Source organism: Paraburkholderia monticola (assembly GCF_001580545.1).
Taxonomy (GTDB): Bacteria; Pseudomonadota; Gammaproteobacteria; order Burkholderiales; family Burkholderiaceae; genus Paraburkholderia; species Paraburkholderia monticola.
The window spans coordinates 125,942-144,843 of sequence record NZ_LRBG01000035.1; the positions used below are offsets into that span (position 1 = coordinate 125,942).

Genomic DNA, 18,902 nt, shown 5'->3' on the forward strand with positions numbered 1-18,902 from the left:
CATGTCCTACATGCTGCTCATCGTCGAACCCACGGACCAACGCGAGGAACGCGGCGAAGCCGCGGGCCGCGACCTCTACGGCCAGATGGTGCATTTCGCCGAAAACCTGAAGGCGCGCGGCAAGCTGCTCGCGGTCGAATCGCTGACTTCGCAGAAGGACGCCGTGCGCGTGCAGGTCCGCCACGGCCAGCCGAAACTCGTCGACGGGCCGTTCGCCGAGGCCAAGGAGATGATCGGCGGCTTCTTCCTGTTGAATTGCGACACGCGCGAAGAGGCCGTGGCGATCGCGCAGACCTGCCCGGCGGCGGCGTGGTGCACGATCGAGGTGCGCCAGATCGGACCGTGCTTCATCTAGGCACCCACGACAACCACTTGCCGCCGCTTCAGTGTTTTCCCTGGGATGGCGGGATCGCCGCGCGTGTCGATCCGGCTCTGCATCGCGCGTCGTGTGAGTAGGGGAGCGACCCTGCGTGGCCCCGCTAAGCGATTCATTCGAATCCACTCACAACGAAACGCTCACAAGGAGCAACGACATGCGATTCATGATCATCGTCAAGGCCACGGCCGCGAGCGAGGCGGGCGAGATGCCCGAGCCGTCGCTGATTGCCGCGATGGGCGCGTACCACGAAGAACTCGCGCAGGCCGGCGTGCTGCTCGACGCGACCGGTCTGCAGCCGAGCTCGAAAGGCTGGCGCGTGCGCTATAGCGATGGCAAACGGACCGTCATCGACGGGCCGTTCGCGGAGAGCAAGGAACTGATCGCCGGCTACACGCTGATCCAGGTCCGCTCGCGCGACGAGGCGATGGAATGGGCGCGGCGTTTCCCCGCGCCGTTCGGCGAGCACGCCGACGGCGAAATCGAAGTGCGGCAGCTGTTCGGACTCGACGACTTCGAGGCCGGCCCGGAAGTCGAGCGCTTTCGCAAGCTGCAAGAAGATCGCGGCTGATCCGATGACCCACGTCCTGGAACTCGCCTACATGGACCCGAGCCCGCGGCCGTCGGCGGCAGGTGAAGGCTGACGCCGTGACGATACAGGCCACTCATCGTGCGATCGACGCTGTCTGGCGGATCGAATCCGCGAAGGTCATCGCTCACGTCGCGCGGATCGTGCGCGACGTGGGGCTCGCCGAGGAGCTCGCGCAGGACGCGCTGGTGGCCGCGCTCGAGCATTGGCCGGCCGCGGGCGTGCCCGACAATCCCGGAGCCTGGCTCATGACGACCGCGAAAAACCGCGCGCTCGATCGCCTGCGCCAGGAAGCGCTGCATGCGCGCAAACGCGAGGAGCTCGGCCACGATCTCGACGCGATCGAAGCGCACGTGGTGCCCGATTTCGTCGATGCACTCGATGCCGCGCGCGCCGACGACATCGGCGACGACCTGCTGCGGCTCATCTTCACCGCGTGCCATCCGGTGCTGTCGACCGATGCGCGCGTCGCGCTGACGCTGCGCCTGCTCGGCGGTCTCACCACCGACGAAATCGCGCGCGCGTTTCTGGTGCCGGAGCCGACCATCGCGCAGCGGATCGTGCGCGCGAAGCGCACGCTATCGGCGGCGCGCGTGCCGTTCGAGGTGCCGCAGGCGGACGCGCGCGCGGTGCGGCTCGCGTCCGTGCTGCAGGTGATCTACCTGATTTTCAACGAAGGCTATTCGGCGACGGCCGGCGACGACTGGATGCGCCCGGCGCTATGCGAAGAGGCGCTGCGGCTCGGGCGTGTGTTGAGCGGCCTCGTGTCCGACGAAAGCGAGGTCCACGGTCTGGTCGCGCTGATGGAGATTCAGGCCTCTCGCACGCACGCGCGTACCGATGCAGAAGGGCGTCCGGTTCTGCTGCTCGATCAGGATCGCAGCCGCTGGGACTCGCTGCTGATTCGCCGCGGCCTCGCTGCATTGGACCGCGCGCATGCGCTGGGCGGCGCGAGCGGGCCGTATGCGTTGCAGGCGGCGCTCGCCGCGTGTCATGCGCGGGCGCGCCGCGCCGAGGACACCGACTGGGCGCAGATCGTCGCGCTATACGATGCGTTGTCGCAGGTGGCGCCGTCGCCCGTGGTCGAGTTGAATCGTGCGGTCGCGGTGGGGATGGCGTTCGGACCGGCGGCCGGACTCGAGATCGTCGATGCGCTTGCCTCTGATTCGGCACTCGCGAACTATCACTGGCTGCCGAGCGTGCGGGGGGATCTGCTGGCCAAGCTTGGACGCGTCGATGAAGCTCGCGCGGAGTTAGAGCGCGCCGCCGCGATGACGCGCAACACCCGCGAGCGCGAATTGCTGCTCGCGCGTGCGCGCGGGCTTGGGCACTGAAGCCCGCGCATCCCTGAGCGCCGCTCAACGAATCAGCTGGCGCACGCCCAACGCAACGATCAATCCACCGCACACGCGATCCACCCACATCTTGCCGCGCCGATACGCCGCCGCGATTCGCTCGTGCGACAACGCCAGCGCGACGAACCCATACCAGCTGCTCGCGACGACGAACACCATGCCGAGCATCGCGGCAAACGTGCCGGTGCTCACATGCGCGGGCGCCGCCGACGAAAACACCGCGGCGAAGAACGCCATCGACTTCGGATTCGCGATGTTGGTCGCGAAGCCTTGCGCGAACGCCTGGCGAAAGCCGCCCGACGGCGCCTTGACGAGCAGCGCCTGCTTCGCCGCCGAGGAGTTGAAGATCAGCCGGCCGCCGAACCACAGCAGATAACACGCGCCGACGATCCTGACCACGAGCGCGAGCCACGGGAACGCGGCGAACACGATGCCGACGCCGAGAATCGCGCAGCTTGCCCAGAACAGATTGACGAGCACGATGCCGGCGACCATCGCGAGCGCTTCGATGCGCGTGGCCGAAGCGGCCTTGTGCGCGACCGCGACGAAGTTCGGGCCGGGACTCACCACGCCCGCGATATACACGGAAAACACGCCGACCACGGCGGACCCATCGATCACGACACACTCCCTATTGAAAAACGCCCGGTGAAAGGCAAGACCCGCACCCCGCTCATAACCCGAAAAACGCCGCGCCCGCGGTCACGACGCCGGCACCCGCGACGAGGTACGACACATTGCGCAGCCAGTTCTTGCGCGTGAGCAGCGTGATCGCGCACAGCGCAATCGCGACCTGGATCAGCAGCGTCGCCTGAGCCCAGCGATGATGGCCGTGCAGCAGCGCTTCGCTGCGCGTGTCGGCGGCGACGACCTGTTTTTCGATCGCTTCGGCGTTCGCGCGGATCGGCTCCTTCTGCTGCTTGTACTTCTCGACGTCGGCAAGGAATTTCGTATGCGCGTCGCTATTGGGCGCCGACAGCGCCGCGCCGAGTTCGGCGAGGTTTTCCTTCTCGCCCTTCGCCTGGTAGTAGTTCCACTGGTTCGAGGCTTCGGTCTTCTTGATCGCGGCTTCGTTCTTGTAGAACAGCGCGAGGTTTTCGGCGTTGCCGCTCTGGTAAGCGCACAACGCGCCGATCGTCGCGAGGATCGCGGTCATCACGGCCATGCGGCTCGCGAACGGATCGGCATCGTGATGCGCGGCTTGGCCAGCATGTTCGACCGCATGGTCGTGCGGACCATGCACTTCGTATTCATCAGACATCAAATTCTCCGAGGCAGTGCTTTTGTCGTTATCGGCGGGCGGTGCGGGTGCCCGGCGGCCTCAAATTCTAGCGTGTCGCGCGCGAATCACGGCCAGTAATCACGGCCAGTACCTTGGAGCAACACGATGCAAATACCAGTGCGACTGGGGACGTTATGGCATGGTGATCACGACGCGGCCGCGCGCACCGGCGGCGACCGCCTCGTAGGCTTCGCGCGCACGTTCGAGCGGAAACGCCTGCGCGATCACGGGGCCGCTCAGCTTGCCGCTGTCGAAGCCTTCGACGAGCGCCGTCATCAGCGGCGCCGATTCCGCGACGCCGAGCTTCGCGCTATCGACGCCGAGCAATTGCGTCTCGTTGTGATAGAAATCGATCAGATCGAATTCGACGCGGCGTTTGCCGGTCCCGCTGATTTCGAGCACCCGGCCGCGCCGCTTCGCGAGGCTGAGCGCGGTTTCGAATGCGACGCCGCCGACCGTGTCGTAGACGACTTCCGCGCCCGCGCCGCCGGTCAGCTCGCGCACCCGTTCGGCCGCGTGCTCATCGAGTGGCACGTAGGCGTCGGTCAGACGGCCGGCGGGCGTGGCCGGATCGAGCGGCCGGCGATCGACGGCGATCACGCGCGCGCCGCGTGCTTTCGCGATCTGCACGACCGCGCCGCCGACACCGCCACCCGCGCCAATCACGGCGATGGTCTCGCCGGCTTGCAAGCTGGCGTATTCGACCGTGCCGAGCCACGCGACCACGAAGTTCACCCCGATCGCCGCTGCCTCGGCGTGGCTCAACGCGGCCGGCTTGCGCGCCAGCGCCGCGACCGGAATCCTGATGTATTCGGCGTGCGTGCCGTCGCGCGTGAAGCCGATATCGCCACCCGTGCCCCAGACTTCGGCGTTCAGCCACCCGGCCGGGCCGTCCACCACCACGCCGCTGAAGTCGCGCCCCGGCGTGCGCGGCAGCACCGTGTGTTCGAAATGGCCGGACACGTTCTTCACGTCGCTCGGATTCACCGAGGCCGCCATCACGCGCACGACTGCATGATCCGCATCGGCCTTCGGCGTCGGCGGATCGAGGTATTCGAGCACTTCGGGGCCGCCGAAAGATTTGAACTGGATCGCTTTCATCGTGGTTGCTCCGATTGGTCTTGGGCGCCGCGTTGCGCAGCGAATGCACGGTAGTCTAGGCGACGCCCCTGAAGGCATCAGGACAACGGCTTCCGGATTTCGGGCAACCCGCCTGCAGGGTGCGCGAACCAGCCGGCCTTATCCAGGATGACCCGCCTCGCCGGACTTCGGCGCCTGAGCATGGCGCTGATGATCGGCGGCCAGAAACATGTACATCGCGGGCACGACGAACAGCGTGAACAGCGTGCCGATCGACATCCCCGTGAAGATCACGAGCCCCATCGCGTTGCGGCCCGCGGCGCCCGCGCCCGAGGCGATCACGAGCGGCAGCACGCCGAGCACCATCGCCGCGGTCGTCATCAGGATCGGGCGCAGCCGCACGCCCGCGGCTTCCTCGACCGCCTCGCGCTTCGAGCGGCCCGCGCGCTGCAATTCGTTGGCGAACTGCACGATCAGGATGCCGTGCTTGCTGACGAGTCCCATCAGCGTGACGAGGCCGACCTGCGTGTAGATGTTCAGCGTCGTCAGGCCGATGTTGATGAAGATCAGCGCGCCGAACAACGCCATCGGCACCGAAATCAGGATCACGATCGGATCGCGGAAGCTCTCGAATTGCGCCGCGAGCGCGAGGAACACGATGATCGTCGCGAGCAGCAGCGTGATGACGAAGCCGCCCGACTCCTGCACGAACTGGCGCGACTCGCCCGAGTAATCGGCCGAATAGCCGGCCGGCGCGACCTGCGCGGTCGCATTGCGCAGAAAATCGAGCACCTGGCCTTGCGATACGCCCGGCACGATCACGCCGGAGATCGTCGCCGAGTTCAACTGCTGGAAGTGATTGATCGACTCGGGCACGACGCTGTGCCGCAGATGCGCGACCGTCGAGGCCGGAATCACGCTGCCGTCCGGCGTGCGCAGATAGTAGTCGAGCACCTGCGACGGGTTGAGCCGGTCGGTCTGCAACACCTGCGGAATCACCTTGTACGAACGCCCGGCGATCGAAAAGTAGTTGACGTAGCCGCCGCCCAGCGCCGACCCGAGCGCCTGGCCGACGTCGCTCTGCGACAGCCCGAGCGAGGCCACCTTGTCGCGGTCGACGACGAGCGCCGCTTCCGGCTTGTCGATCTTCAGGTCGCTATCGACGAAGAAAAACATGCCGCTCTCGCGCGCCTTCTCCAGCACCGCCTGCGACACCTCGTTGAGGTTTTCGAACGGCTCGGTCGTGCTGATCACGAACTGCACCGGCAAGCCCTGCGAGCCCGGCAGCGGCGGAAACTGGAACGCCGCGACGCGCGCCCCCGCGATCTGATTCCACTTCTGCTGCAACTCCTGCTGCAGCGCGGTCGCGTTCTTGCCGCGCTGATCCCAGGTCTTGAACAGCACGCCGCCGATGCCCTGGTTGATGGTGGGCGAGCCCGTCAGCTGGAACATCTGCGCGTATTCGGGCAGCGACTTCGAGGCGTCGAACACCTGGTCCGCGTAGGTCTGCATCTGCTGGATCGTCGCGTTCGGCGGCCCGATGATCTGCGAGAGCACGACGCCCTGGTCCTCCTGCGGGGCGAGTTCCGACTGCGAGGTCATGAACAGGTACACCGTGCCGCACAGCAGCAGCGCGCCCATGATCACGAACACCGGCCAGGTATCGAGCGTCGCGTGCAACAGCCGGCCGTAGCCGCGATGCACACGCTCGAACTGGCGGTTGACGAAACGCGCGAAACGCCCCGACTCCTGCCCGGCTCGGAAGAAGCGCGAGCACATCATCGGCGACAACGTGAGTGCGATCACGCCCGACACCGTCACCGCGCCCGCGAGCGTGAACGCGAACTCGGTGAAGAGCGCACCCGTCAGGCCGCCCTGGAAACCGATCGGCGCGTACACGGCGATCAGCACGACGGTCATCGCGAGGATCGGACCGCCGAGTTCGCGCGCGGCGATCAGCGCGGCGTCGAACGGGGTCTTGCCTTCGTGTTCCATATGACGGTCGACGTTCTCGACGACGATGATCGCGTCGTCCACGACGAGTCCGATCGCGAGCACGAGCGCGAGCAGCGTCAGTAGATTGATCGAATAGCCGAGCGCCTGCATCACGAAGAACGTGCCGATCAATGACAGCGGCATCGCGATCAACGGCACGATCACCGCGCGGAAGCTGCCGAGGAACAGGAAGATCACGATGGTGACGATCACGAGCGCTTCGACCAGCGTCTTGATCACTTCCCTGATCGCCGTGTTCACGAAGTCGGTCGCGTCATACACGATGTCGCCCGTCATGCCGGTCGGGAACTGCTTCTGCAATTCGGGAAAGACGGTTTTCACGCGCTTCGCCACGTCGAGAATGTTCGCGTCCGGCGCGACCTTGATGCCGATGAACACCGATCGCTTGCCGCTGAACGCGACGTTGAAGTCATAGCTGTCGGCGCCGAGCACGACGTTCGCGACATCCTCCAGACGCACGATCGAACCGTTCTTCTGCTTGACGACGAGCTGCTTGAAATCGTCGACGGTATGCAGGTCGGTGCCCGCTTCGAGGTCGACGCTGACCATCTGCCCCTTCGTGGTGCCGAGCGTCGCGAGATAGTTGTTGTTGCCGAGCGCGGTGAACACGTCGCTCGCGCTCACGCCGTGCGCGGCGAGCCGTGCCGAATCGAGCCACGCGCGCATCGCGAACTGCCGGCCGCCGAGCACTTCGGCGGTCTGCACGCCCTGGATCGAATCGAGCTTCGGCTTGACCACGCGCAACAGGTAGTCGGTGACGTTGTTGCTCGGCAGCACGCTGCTGTAGAAGCCCATGTACATTGCGTCGGTGGTCTGCCCGGTCTGCACCGTGAGCACCGGCTGCTGCGCCTGCGGCGGCAACTGGTTGCGCACCGAGCCGATCTGCGTATTGATCTCGGTCAGCGCGCGGTTCGCGTCGTAGTTCAGGCGCAGCGTCGCGATGATCGTCGACACGCCCGTGATGCTCGTCGACGACATGTAGTCGATGCCCTGCGCCTGCGCGATCGCCGATTCGAGCGGCTGCGTGATGAAGCCGGCGATGGTGTCCGAGTTCGCGCCATAGTAGGCCGTCGTGATCGTGACGACCGCGTTCTCGGTCTGCGGATACTGGCTGACCTTGAGCACCGCGAGCGCGCGCAGCCCGAGCACGAGAATCAGCAGGCTCACGACCGAAGCCAGCACCGGCCGGCGGATGAAGATGTCCGTGAACATGATCGGGCGGCCTCGCTTATTGTTCCTGGGGCGCCGGATTCGGGCTGTCCGACGGCTGCACGCGGTTATCGATGATCAGCGGCGTGCCGTTCTTCAACTTGATCTGGCCGCTCGTCACGACCTGCGTGCCCTCGTCGACGCCCTTGAGAATCGCCACCTGGTCGCCGCGCGTGGGCCCCGGCGTCACGAACACCTGCTGCGCGACGGGCAGCGTCTTGCCCTGCGCGTTGGGCTGCGTGCCGGGCTTCACGACGAACACGGTCGCGCCGTACGGGTTATAGGTGATCGCCGTTTGCGGCAGCGTCAGGTAGCGCGCGGCGGCGCCCGAGTCGATCTTCACGTTCGCGTACATGCCGGGCAGCAGCTTGCGCTCGCGATTGTCGACGCTCGCCTCGATCTGCACGTTGCGCGTCGCGCTATCCACTTTCGGGCTCAGCGACTGGATCTTGCCGGTAAAGGTTTGCCCGCTGTACGCATTGGTATCGATGTCGACGGTCGCGCCGATCGCGAGCTGGCCGAGTTGTTGTTGCGGCACCGAGAAGTCGGCGTAGATCGGATCGATGGCTTGCAGCGTGACGATCGCATCGCCCGGGTTCAGGTATTGCCCCGGATTGATCGTCGTGATGCCGAGGCGCCCCGCGAACGGCGCGCGAATGGTCTTCTTGTCGACGAGCGCCTGTTGCTGCGCGACCTGGGCCTTCTTGCCCTTGAGGTCGGCCGCGTCCGCGTCGAGTTGGGCCTTGGCGATCGCCTTGATGTCGTACTGCGCGCGGTCGCGCTCGTAGACCGTCTGCGCGAGTTCGGCCGCGGCCTGCAGAGATTGCAGCAGCGCGACGTCGCTGTCGGCGTTGAGTCGCACGAGGATCTGCCCGGCTTTCGCTTCCTGCCCCGACGCGAACGCGACCTCGCGCACGAGGCCCGCGACTTCGGTCGTCACGTCGACGCCGCGCACCGCGCGCAGGCTGCCGACCGCCGTGAGCTGCGGCTGCCACGACTGATAGTGGACGATCACCGCCGACACCGTCGCGGGCGGCGCGGTGTTGCCCGCCATGAACTTCGCGAACATGTGGGCGCGGAACAGGTTGAAGCCGACCAGCGCGGCGAGCAGCAGGCCGACGCTGATCAACATGATCACCATCCGCTTTGTCATCGGTTTTCTGTCGGCCATCGTGACGTCCTTGCTCGGCTTGTGGCGAGGGCTGGGGTTGCGTGAGGCGCGGTCAATGCGGCGTGGCCGCGGTTGCTGTCGGTGTCGCTGTTGCTGCTGTCGGGTCGGCCGAGTGGTTCGAGGCGGCCGGCGCGGATGCGGACGCAGCCGCGGACTCGGGCGCGGCGGCATTCCACCAGCCGCCGCCGAGCGCCTGGAACAGCGCCGCCGTATCGGCGTAGCGCGCGGCCTGCGCCTGGGCGAGGTTCACCACCGTTTGCTGATACTGGCGTTGGGCGTCGAGCAGCGCGAGGTAGCTCACGCCGCCGACGCGATACTGTCCGCGCGTCAGGTCGAGCGAATCGCTCGCGGCGCGCGACGCGTCGGTTTGCGCCTTGAGGCCGGTCGCGTCGTGTTCGAGCGCGCGCAGCGTGTCCGCGACGTTCTGGAACGCGAGCAGCACCGTCTCGCGGTATTGCGCACCGGCCTGCTCGTAGGCCGCTTCGGCCGCGCGCTTCTGCGCGCTCAGCTGGCCGCCGTGAAAGACCGGTTGCAGCAGGCCCGCGCCGATGCTCCAGATCGTGCTGCCCGCCTTGAACACCTCGGCGGGCGTCAACGCCTCGGCGCCGTAGCTCGCGGACAGCGTGATCTGCGGATACATCGCCGCGGTCGCGACGCCGATTTGCGCGCTCGCCTGATGCAGCGTGGCGTCGGCGGCGAGGATGTCGGGGCGCTGGTGCACCAGCGACGACGGCAGGCTCACGGGCAGCGTGTCGGGCAGCGAGAACATGTCGAGCGTGAAGTCGGGCACCGAGGCGTCGCTCGGCAGCTTGCCGGCGAGCACCGCAAGCTGATGGCGCGCCTGATCGAGTTGCTGATTGAGTGGCGGCAGCGTCGCGCGGGTCTGCGCGAGCAGCGTTTCCTGCGCGAGCACGGCCGCGCGGCTCACGCCGCCGAGGGCGAACTGCTGGTTGAGCACGCTCAGCTGCTGGTCTTCCTCGCTGGCGATCCGCTCGGTCGCGTCGATCTGCGCGCGCACCGATGCTTCCTTGACGGCGGCGGTCACGATGTTGGCCGAGATCGCGAGATAGGCGGCCTGCAACTGGAAGCGCTGATAGTCGATCTGCGCGTGCAGCGCTTCGAGTTCGCGGCGCGCGCCGCCGAACACGTCGAGCTTGTACGAGACGCTGACCGAGGCGTTGTAGAGATTGAATTCCTCGACGAGACCGGGCTCGCCGAACGAGATGCCGTTGATCTTTTCGCGCGTGGCGCCCAATTGCGCGTCGACGCTCGGCAGCAGGCTGCCGCCCGCCTGCGCGGTGAAATTCTCACGGGCCTGGCGCAGCGCGGCCTGCGCCGCAGCCATGTTGGGACTGTTCGCGATGCCCTCGCGGATCAGCGCGTCGAGCGGCTCGCAATGAAACAGCGTCCACCACGCGGCGGGGATGTCCTCGGCCGGTGCGAAACGCTGCGGCAGACCGGCGGGGCCGGGCGCGAAGGCGGTCTGATCGGGCAGCGGCGTGGGGGTGAAGGTGTTGGTGACCGGCGCGGGCGGCGAGTGGTAGTCCGGGCCGACCATGCAGCCGGCCAGCGCGACGCAGCCGCCCAGTGCAACGTAGAGGCGCCGCCTGACAATACGCTGACTCACGTCGATCATCGATCTACCTTGTATCGCCAGTGGCGGGTGGACCGGACGAAGATGTTCAGGTCACCCGAACGTTCCTGGAGTTGACTTGCCGACGCTGGAATTTACCACGCACGGCACGAACTGCGCTTGGCCTGGCATTCGCTGGTGGACGAAGGCGGGTACGAGATCACGTAGGAGGGGCGGGCGGGATAGAGCCGAATCTCAGGATGCCACCTCGCCGATGAAACCGCGGATCGCGGCGGCCAGCACCGACGGCGCCTCCAGCGGAGACAGGTGACCGACGCCGGGCAATATTTGCAGGCGCGCGCCGGCAATTCTCGGCAGCAATTCCGCTTGCAAGGTCTCGACGCGATCCACCTGATCGCACTCGCCGGCGATCACGAGCACGGGCACGTCGATCGCGGCGACGTCGGCCGTGATGTCCTCGCGCATCGCCACGTTCGGCCACGCGGCCTTCGCTTGCGGCGCGCCACGCAGGCTATCCTCGATGACCTGCTCGCGGCGTTCCGCGGCGAGCGGGCTGCCGGTCAGCACGTTGTCCACGACCCAGCCGACCGATTCACGCGAGTCGTAAGCGCTCAGCTGGACCGCGCGCTGCTCGTCGGAGAGCAGCATCGGCGCAGGCGGCGACGGCGCGACGAGCACCAGCCCTTCGAGTCCCGGCAGCCGGCGCGCACCCAGCAACTGCGCGACCTTGCCGCCCATCGAGTGACCGACGATGACGTAACGCGAAAGCCCGAGCGCTTCGATCGCGCCCTGGGCGTCGTCGGCGAGATCGGCGATCGTGTAGCCGTCAGCGGGCGCCTCCGACTGGCCCCAGCCGCGATGATCGGTCGCGATGGTTCGATAGGCGTCGGACAACGCCTCGGCGACGAACCGCCAGGTGCGCGACGAGCCGCCCCAGTAGTGCAGAAAAACGATGGCCCGTTCGCCGTGACCTTTCTCGCTGACGTGAATCCGGATGCCGTTGGTGGCGAGGTCCATTGCAATGCTCCTTGTATTTCGGGTGGCGGTTGACGTGAAGCAATCGTAGATTCCGGCACACCGTTTGATAATTGGCGATTCTCGATATGCAGCCGATAATCCTGCTATCGAATCGAGGAGTCGGGCCATGGACCGCTTCACCTGCATCGGGGTCTTCGTCGCCGCGGTCGACGAGGGCAGCCTCGCCGCCGCCGCACGGCGTTTCGGGCTGTCGGCGGCGATGGCCGGCAAATATGTGAGCGCGCTCGAAACCGAGCTGAACGCGCGCCTGCTCCATCGCACCACGCGCCGTCTGAACCTGACCGACGTCGGTCACGCGTACTACGAGCGTTGCAAGCGGATTCTCGAAGCGTTCGACGAAGCGAATCGCGAGGCGCGCGATTCGCAAAACGTCGCGCGCGGCGTGTTACGCGTCGCCGCGCCCGTCACGTTCGGCGCGATGCATCTGGGTGGCGTGGTGGCGCGCTATATGGACGCGCATCCGCACGTCAGCGTGGAGGTGCTGCTGAGCGATCGCTACGTCGATCTGCTCGACGTCGGCGCGGATCTCGCCGTACGGATCGGCCGGCTGCGGGATTCTGCGCTGGTCGCGCGGCGCATCGCACCTTGCCGCATGACGGTGTGCGCGGCGCCCGCGTGGCTGCGGCGGCATGGCACGCCGCGCACGCCGGCAGACCTGCGCGGCGCGCAACGGCTCGCGTTCAGCGAGGCAGTCTCCGCCGACGACTGGACGCTGATCGACCGGAAAGGCCGCGCGCATGTCATCGATGGGGCGTGCCGCATGAGCGCGAACAACGTGCAAATGCTGCTCGGCGCCGCGCTGGCGGGTGCGGGTGTCGCGTATGGGCCGACGTTCGTGTTTGGCGACCCTATCGCGCGTGGGGAACTGGTCGAGTTGTTGCCCGGGTATCGCGCGTCGGAATTGACGATTCAGGCTGTGTATCCGAGTGCGCGTCATGTCCCGCTGAAGGTGAGGACGTTTGTCGAGCACCTGGTGGACGCGTTTGGGGAGCGGCCGTCGTGGGATTCGGCGTTGTCGGGGCAATGAGGGGGCGCCGGTTGCGACGCGTGTCAGCCCTCAGCTTCGGTGTCCCATCACCATCAGCAGCAACGACAGCGTCACGACCGACCCCACCGTCGACAGCAGAATGGTGCGCGACGTAATGTGCGCTTCCCGCTCGTAGAACTCGGCGAGCATGAATGGACCGGTGCCGGTCGGCAGCGCGGCGAGCACGACGGCCATCTCGACCAGCATCGGCGCCAGCCCGAATACGCGTGCCGCGAGCCACCACGCCAGCGCCGGCTGCGCGACCAGCTTGATGCCGGTCAGCAGCAGCGAGATGCGGCCCGCGCCGGCTCCGTCGTCGGCCTCGACCGCACGCTTTTCCGCGAGAAACAGGCCGAGGCTCACGAGCGCGCAGGGACTCGCCGCGCCGGCCAGCAGCTTCAGAAAGGTCTCCGCGCTCGCGGGCAGCGTCACGTGCAAGCTCGCGACCGCGACACCCGCAAGCGGCGACACGATCAGCGGATTGCGCGCGAGCGAACGCAACACCTTCAGGCCGAGCTTGTGCGGCGTGCGCTCGGTTTGCAGGCCGATCTCGATCAGCACGATCGCGACGGCAAACAGCACGCACGCGACGAGAATCGTCGCGATCGTCGTCGGCGTCAGGCTCGCCTGACCGAACGCGATCACGCCGAGCGGAAAGCCGATATAGCCGGTGTTCGGATACGAGGCCGCGATCGCGTCGACGCTCGCGTCGGCCAGATGCCGCCCGCTGAAAAGGCGCAGCGCGAGGATCAACGCGAACACGCACACGCAAGCAAGCGAAAACGTCGCGACGAAGGCGGGCTGATAAAGCTGATGCCATGTGGCGTGCGCCATCGTGTCGAACAGCAGCGCGGGCAGCGCGAGCCAGACGACGAAGCGATTCAGTTCGGACGCGGAGTTCGGTCCGAGCACGCCGCGTCGACGACACGCGAAGCCCGCGAAAATGAGGCCGAAAACGGGAAGCAGGATTTCGAGGGTGGCGAGCATCGGTGCTAAACGGGGCGTGCGGCGGACGCGTGGGCGCACGCGGAACTGAGGACCCGCCAGCGTAGCGAATTGCGTTGATACAATCCAATACTGTCTTGAGGGGTCGACAATACCTTTTTTGCATCGTCCATCCACGGGGGTGTCGTGATCGATGTCAAACCGCTGCGCTACTTCGTGACGCTCGCCGAAACGCGTCATTTCGGCCGGGCGGCGGCGCGGCTCAATCTGTCGCAGCCGCCGCTCTCCCGGCAACTCGCGGCGCTGGAGGCGAGCCTCGGCGTCACGTTGATCGAGCGCAGTCCGCGCAGCGTCACGCTGACCGCGGCCGGCGAGCGCTTTTATGCTGACGCGAAGGCGCTTCTCGCGTCGCTCGAGCAGGCGGTCAGCAACGCCCGCGCTGCCGCGCACGGCGAGGCGGGCAAGCTCGAAATCGGCTTCACGATGTGCTCAGCGTATAGCGTCGTGCCTGGCTATGCGCGAGCGTTTGGAGCCTCTTATCCGGAGGTCGATCTGAAGCTGCGCGAGGTCGTGTCGAACGATCTGGCCGCGCAACTGCTTGCCGGGCAGATAGACGCGGCGATCATGTTTCCGACCGTGCCCGACAAGTCACTCGCGACGCGCACGGTACTTACCGAGCCGTTGTGCGTCGCACTGTCGCGCAGCCATCCGCGTGCGCGGGCGCGTCGGTTGAAGATCGCACAACTGGCGGGCGAGCCGTTCGTGCTCGCCTTGGAGGAAGTCGCGCCGAGTCTGCGCGCGACGATCCTCGAACATTGCCGCTCGGGCGGCTTCGAGCCCGATATCCGCTTCGAGGTGCAGTTGCAGCAGACGGTGCTGAGTCTCGTCGACGAAGGCGTGGGCGTTGCGCTGGTGCCGTCGTCGATGCGCAAGGCGCAGCTCGCGGGCGTGGTGTTCCGGCCGCTTGCCGACGCGCCGCTGATCGAGCAGGTGCTGGCGTGGTCGCCGGCGAATCGGAATCCTTGTTTGGCGAGGTTTCTGGAGTTGGCGTGAGGTTGGGCTGAGCGGGTAAGCAGGTGAGGGGCGATTACCTGTTTCGTCTATGCACACTTGCCTTCGATTGCCAGTAGCAGAGGGCTGCCTGGAGCAATTCGGACAAAAAACTGCGGTGGCTGAAAACCGGCGGAGATTTGCCGCAACTCCGTTAGCGAAATTGAGCCTGCGAGTCGCTGCGGGTCATGCAAACCTAACGCGAAGCCAGTGGTTACGCCATTGAAGTACTGAAAGAATTCTCGTCGCGTAATCCCGCACACATTCGCGAACCGTCGCCATAGTGTCGAAGGCGCAAGCGAATGCGCCGCGCTCACTCTTGCATAGCCAATAACTCGGCCCACAGGAAGTTTGACGTAGATCCAGACAACGGTTCCTTCCTTGACCTTCATGGCCCGGCGACGGAGTTCCACATGCTTGGTGCCAGCGAGTATGTTCTCCGCGTGTCGTTCTTCAAGTGAGATGAGCACGTGTTCAGGATGTTCCGTGGGTAAATCCTTCCTTGAGGATTTCTTGAAGCTGTGTGTCATCAATTGCACGGGTTGTGAGAAGGTCATTTGGACTCCCGCACCCAAGTCGTTTGAGGGTTGAACGGGCCACTGGGCGCTCAAAGTAAACAATATTGTCAAATGCCGTCACGGTCTTTACGGTAGACCGGCCGATTGCTTCAAGTCCCGCCAGGTCCAGAACTGACGGATCGAGATCCGCATTTTCCATGGCTTCCTGAGATTTGAGGTATGCATGTCGTACGCGTGCGACGGCAACGATTGCACCCTGTCCTCGATCTCTCTCAGATTCGTAAAACAGAATGAGATTACCACGCTGGAATCGCTTTAGCGTGTTTGCGTTGCTCAGGTAGTGCCGCTCTTTATAGAGCTTGGCTCGCGCGTGAGGCAGCAAACTTCTTTGTGGTGAATGCGCTAAAAGGTGCTCGGCGAAGACGCGCCGCACTGGGGTGACGACCGCCGGGCGTCCTGGCAAACAAAGAAGCGCGGGCGAAAGCGATGTCTCCAGCGTCATCAATGAGATATGCCCCACATTCCCGTCAGGCCTCACAAGGCGGATCTGTTGGTCGACGTTCCGGTACATCGGCGGCACATCCGGGATACGTACTCGGCTAGCCAGAAAGATATCGTCCATGCGCTGCGCCCAATTCGATGTGGTGATGATGCCGCCTAAGGTTAGCTTTGTTAACGACGTCTGGTCTTTGAGTCCTCCGAAACCAAGAGTTGACGCAATTTCACGTATTTGCGCCTGCTCGGATGGAAAAACCAGTCTGATTTGCGACGTAATTCCGGCGGTACCTTGCTCGATCAGATAGCCCAGCATGAGACGCACCGTATCGCTCGCGTCAGGGTGCTTTTCGTCGACAGCCATGTGAGCGACAATGTCGTTTGGTTTTATGGTCGTGGGCCACATTAGATACCCAGTCAGAACGCCCTCCGACCAGACACCATACCGATTGCAAACACGCCCGTTCGAGTCGACCCCTGCCCACTCTGTGACGACAGCGCTGTTCGGAATGCCGAGTTGAGATAGGAGCTTATGGACTTCGCCCTCATCGGCCCGCGTGACTGGTGTGATAGAAAGGGAGGCGCTTGTGCCGGTTTCGAAGACCTCTTTCGTGGTTTCTCCAGCGTTCGAGTCTTTGAATGCACGTGGCGACACAACCTGGATTCCATATTTCTCTTGGAGCTTAGCAGCGGCATCGAGAATCGAATGGTCGTTTGTGATGAGGCCGCAAAGCCGATGTTGAATGGCAGTGGCCAAATGACGTAAGTCGGAGACGTCATTGATTCTAAGCGTACTGGTCCTATGTCGTTCCGGAAATACGATTGACGCAAGTTCGGGTGCCAGTACATCCCACTCTTTTTCAATGGGTGGGAAGGCGGGGAAAATGCGCGCATAGCATTGCATAGGATCCGTCACTCCGACGCTTGCCGTACGAGTGAGTTCCGCCGTTATCTCTGTGCTGAGCGCAAGTCGGCAGGAACCTGCCCTTTCCATCTTGAAGAGATCTAGAACTTCCTCGTTTCGACGCCTGCGCGGGCCGAGATCGAACAGTACGTTCAGATCCAGAAGGAAAAGCGGAATCTCAGGCGCATAAGACGAGTTTAGACCAAGTGGATCGGCAGCATTGAAGCCGCTCGGTGCGAACAGTTGCGGTGTATCGAGTTCGTGGCTACGAACAAATATTGTTCGGTTTTTTGTTTCGCCTCCGCGGGCGATGCTTTGGATATAGAAACCTTGGCTTTCCCAGAATCGGTTCGCCTCAATGAGGTCTTCCGCTACTCGCGCATAAATAGATATGAAAGCGTGATTCGTCAAATATCGTTTGAGGTGATTCAGCAGCGAAGCCGCAACTCGTCGATTTCTGAAAGTAGGAGGAACGAACACTTGCAGCACGCGCCCCTTGGGATGTCTTGCTTCGAACAGCAGATGACCCGCGTACGAAAATGCCTCGTTGTTGCGTTCGACGGCAACTATAAGTTGCTCTTTGTGAGCAAAGTCTTGAAGCATGCCTGATGGAAGAAATCCGAGGGCATGCTTGTCGCTATCTGCTGCCTGACGGACAGTTGCGAGGAAGGGCTCTACGTCGACATAGCGGTCGAGAATATGAATGACACGGTCCTCTGCGTTCATTTTTCTAGCTGGCCTCCTGATTGGAACGCCGCAAGCAATGCTCGCTCGTGTTGTATATCAACGGACGGGCGATTGTCGCGTTTTGATCGAATTTAACAGTCCTTGAAGGGCAATCACAGTCAGCAAGAACTTCAATCAAGATATCATCGATATCAATCTCTTAATAACTAAATTGATTGGCGAATTGCAAAATAAATAAAGTTCTCATTCGACACACGTTGCCGTGTGTCGTATCTCCAATTTTTCCGGTATAACTCTCTTGTTCGCGAAAGTTCGCGGTCATTGAATACGTGATAGCGGAACACCCAACTCCGTACTGTCCCGGCGCCGAACGCTTGCCACGCACTGCCCGGCCCGGCGCCCTCACGTGCTTGAGGATTTCACCGACAGGTATGGGATCTTTCCTGATCCCGAGGTAACCCGCCATATTGGCGACGGGCTGTCCACGCGGGAGGAAGAGTTGGCGTATCTGATGCGCTGCGCAGTCCACTGGACAATGCTCGGCTGCGGCTATTGGATCGTACGGGACATGAAAAGAGGCCGGTCTGTCGGTGAAGTTGGTTTTGCCGATCACCGCAGTGAGTTAGTGTCGCCACTGCTCGATGCACCACCGGTGAGTTGGGCGCTTGCTGTACAGTCGATGCATGGCCGTGGCTATGCGGCTGAAGCAGAGCGTGCCGCGCCCGATAGGGTGGCCGGGTGCTAGCTCGGCGGCGAAATCAGGTGCATCTTGATGCCGGATAATTGGTCGTCGCTGCGCGTCGATCGATTGCAGGCGCTCCTTGATGTGCACGGCCCCAAGCACCATTCACGCACCAGCCACCGAACTCCCGGACTCCGACACCGGCTCGTCGGCCGGATAGCGCCGCGCGTCCCGCTTGATGCGCCGGCGAATCAGGAACGTCCACGCCGTCAGCACCCCATACACGGCGTAACGCAGCACGGTGGATGCGATCGCCGAGCGAGAGTCGTTCGGCCATTGCAGCACGATCGCGCTGCGCACGATGTTCTCACCGATCATCCCGACACCCCACACGAGCGTCATCAGACGAATATAGGCGGCGAGGGTCGGGCGCTCGCGCCAATGTCGCTCGAACAGCTCGGCGCTGCGATGGTCTTCGCGCGCCATCGTCGAGCGCGCCATGTAGAACACCATCGGCTTGCGCAGCGTGAGCGATGCAAGAAACACGATGCCGATAAAGCCCGACACCATCGGATCTTCGATCAATTGCATTCGGGCGTTGTCGAAGGTGAGCCGCGTCGCAAGCGATGGCAGCACGCCCGCGAGCACGAGCGCGCTCAGCGCGTCGAAATGCCGGTAGCGCAGCAGATCCATCGTCATCCAGATGATCAGCGGCAGCGCCGACGCGGCGAGCGCCCCTGCCTGCCCCCAGTGCGGAAACGCAAGCCGGTAGGCGAGCCAGGGCAGCGCGACGTTGACGATCAAGGCGCTCAGATAGCGCAGGCGGGATTTCATCGGCTGGACGGTGACGGGCGCGCAAGGTGGCACGCGTTGCGCGCGCCGGT

General features: G+C 64.3%; 16 protein-coding genes. 6 read left to right on the top strand and 10 right to left on the bottom strand.

Going from position 1 to position 18,902, the window contains the following annotated elements; genetic code table 11:
* Position 1 precedes the first annotated feature (1 nt).
* The 3 genes from CI15_RS21405 to CI15_RS21415 all read left to right on the top strand — a co-directional run bounded on the left by CI15_RS21405 (position 2) and on the right by CI15_RS21415 (position 2,299).
* Positions 2-355: a YciI family protein gene (locus tag CI15_RS21405; protein WP_062130673.1), complete on the top strand. Its 354-nt coding sequence runs from the start codon at positions 2-4 to the stop codon at positions 353-355.
* Between the two features lie 178 nt (positions 356-533).
* Positions 534-947, top strand: coding sequence for a YciI family protein (locus CI15_RS21410; RefSeq protein WP_062130676.1), 414 nt, complete (start codon positions 534-536; stop codon positions 945-947).
* A gap of 77 nt (positions 948-1,024) precedes the next feature.
* Positions 1,025-2,299: an RNA polymerase sigma factor gene (locus CI15_RS21415; RefSeq protein WP_062131639.1), complete on the top strand. Its 1,275-nt coding sequence runs from the start codon at positions 1,025-1,027 to the stop codon at positions 2,297-2,299.
* A gap of 24 nt (positions 2,300-2,323) precedes the next feature.
* Here CI15_RS21415 and CI15_RS21420 read toward each other — a convergent pair whose 3' ends face one another.
* The 7 genes from CI15_RS21420 to CI15_RS21450 form a co-directional block, all read right to left on the bottom strand.
* On the bottom strand, positions 2,324-2,941 hold the full coding sequence (locus CI15_RS21420; RefSeq protein ID WP_062130679.1) for a LysE family translocator: 618 nt from the start codon (positions 2,939-2,941) through the stop codon (positions 2,324-2,326).
* Positions 2,942-2,993: 52 nt separating this feature from the next.
* The gene (locus CI15_RS21425; protein ID WP_062130681.1) at positions 2,994-3,581 is read right to left on the bottom strand and encodes a DUF4337 domain-containing protein; all 588 of its coding nucleotides are present in this window, start codon (positions 3,579-3,581) and stop codon (positions 2,994-2,996) included.
* A gap of 153 nt (positions 3,582-3,734) precedes the next feature.
* On the bottom strand, positions 3,735-4,703 hold the full coding sequence (locus CI15_RS21430; RefSeq protein ID WP_062130683.1) for a quinone oxidoreductase family protein: 969 nt from the start codon (positions 4,701-4,703) through the stop codon (positions 3,735-3,737).
* A gap of 138 nt (positions 4,704-4,841) precedes the next feature.
* A complete protein-coding gene (locus CI15_RS21435) occupies positions 4,842-7,910 on the bottom strand; it encodes an efflux RND transporter permease subunit (RefSeq protein WP_277621045.1) in 3,069 nt (1,022 codons plus the stop codon).
* A 16-nt stretch (positions 7,911-7,926) separates the two neighbouring features.
* Entirely contained in the window at positions 7,927-9,078 is a 1,152-nt protein-coding gene (locus CI15_RS21440; protein WP_062130688.1) for an efflux RND transporter periplasmic adaptor subunit, read from the bottom strand.
* Positions 9,079-9,130: 52 nt separating this feature from the next.
* Positions 9,131-10,714, bottom strand: a complete 1,584-nt coding sequence (locus tag CI15_RS21445; protein ID WP_062130691.1) for an efflux transporter outer membrane subunit — start codon at positions 10,712-10,714, stop codon at positions 9,131-9,133.
* A gap of 192 nt (positions 10,715-10,906) precedes the next feature.
* Positions 10,907-11,689, bottom strand: a complete 783-nt coding sequence (locus tag CI15_RS21450) for an alpha/beta fold hydrolase (RefSeq protein WP_062130693.1) — start codon at positions 11,687-11,689, stop codon at positions 10,907-10,909.
* Positions 11,690-11,816: 127 nt separating this feature from the next.
* Between CI15_RS21450 and CI15_RS21455 the strand changes: the two genes are divergently transcribed.
* Positions 11,817-12,737, top strand: coding sequence for a LysR family transcriptional regulator (locus tag CI15_RS21455; protein WP_062130696.1), 921 nt, complete (start codon positions 11,817-11,819; stop codon positions 12,735-12,737).
* Positions 12,738-12,767: 30 nt separating this feature from the next.
* Here CI15_RS21455 and CI15_RS21460 read toward each other — a convergent pair whose 3' ends face one another.
* The gene (locus tag CI15_RS21460) at positions 12,768-13,724 is read right to left on the bottom strand and encodes an AEC family transporter (protein ID WP_062130699.1); all 957 of its coding nucleotides are present in this window, start codon (positions 13,722-13,724) and stop codon (positions 12,768-12,770) included.
* 144 nt (positions 13,725-13,868) lie between these two features.
* Between CI15_RS21460 and CI15_RS21465 the strand changes: the two genes are divergently transcribed.
* Positions 13,869-14,735 (top strand): LysR family transcriptional regulator, encoded by an 867-nt coding sequence (locus CI15_RS21465; protein WP_062130702.1) that lies wholly within the window; start codon positions 13,869-13,871, stop codon positions 14,733-14,735.
* A gap of 471 nt (positions 14,736-15,206) precedes the next feature.
* Here the strand turns inward: CI15_RS21465 and CI15_RS21470 are convergent, their stop codons facing one another.
* Positions 15,207-17,375: a GNAT family N-acetyltransferase gene (locus tag CI15_RS21470; RefSeq protein WP_062130705.1), complete on the bottom strand. Its 2,169-nt coding sequence runs from the start codon at positions 17,373-17,375 to the stop codon at positions 15,207-15,209.
* Between the two features lie 367 nt (positions 17,376-17,742).
* On the opposite strand from CI15_RS21470, the gene CI15_RS35600 reads away from it, so the two are divergent.
* Positions 17,743-18,081: a GNAT family N-acetyltransferase gene (locus CI15_RS35600; protein ID WP_075643753.1), complete on the top strand. Its 339-nt coding sequence runs from the start codon at positions 17,743-17,745 to the stop codon at positions 18,079-18,081.
* A gap of 102 nt (positions 18,082-18,183) precedes the next feature.
* On the opposite strand, the gene CI15_RS21480 is transcribed toward CI15_RS35600, so the two are convergent.
* Positions 18,184-18,852, bottom strand: coding sequence for a VC0807 family protein (locus CI15_RS21480; RefSeq protein WP_062130710.1), 669 nt, complete (start codon positions 18,850-18,852; stop codon positions 18,184-18,186).
* Positions 18,853-18,902 lie beyond the last annotated feature (50 nt).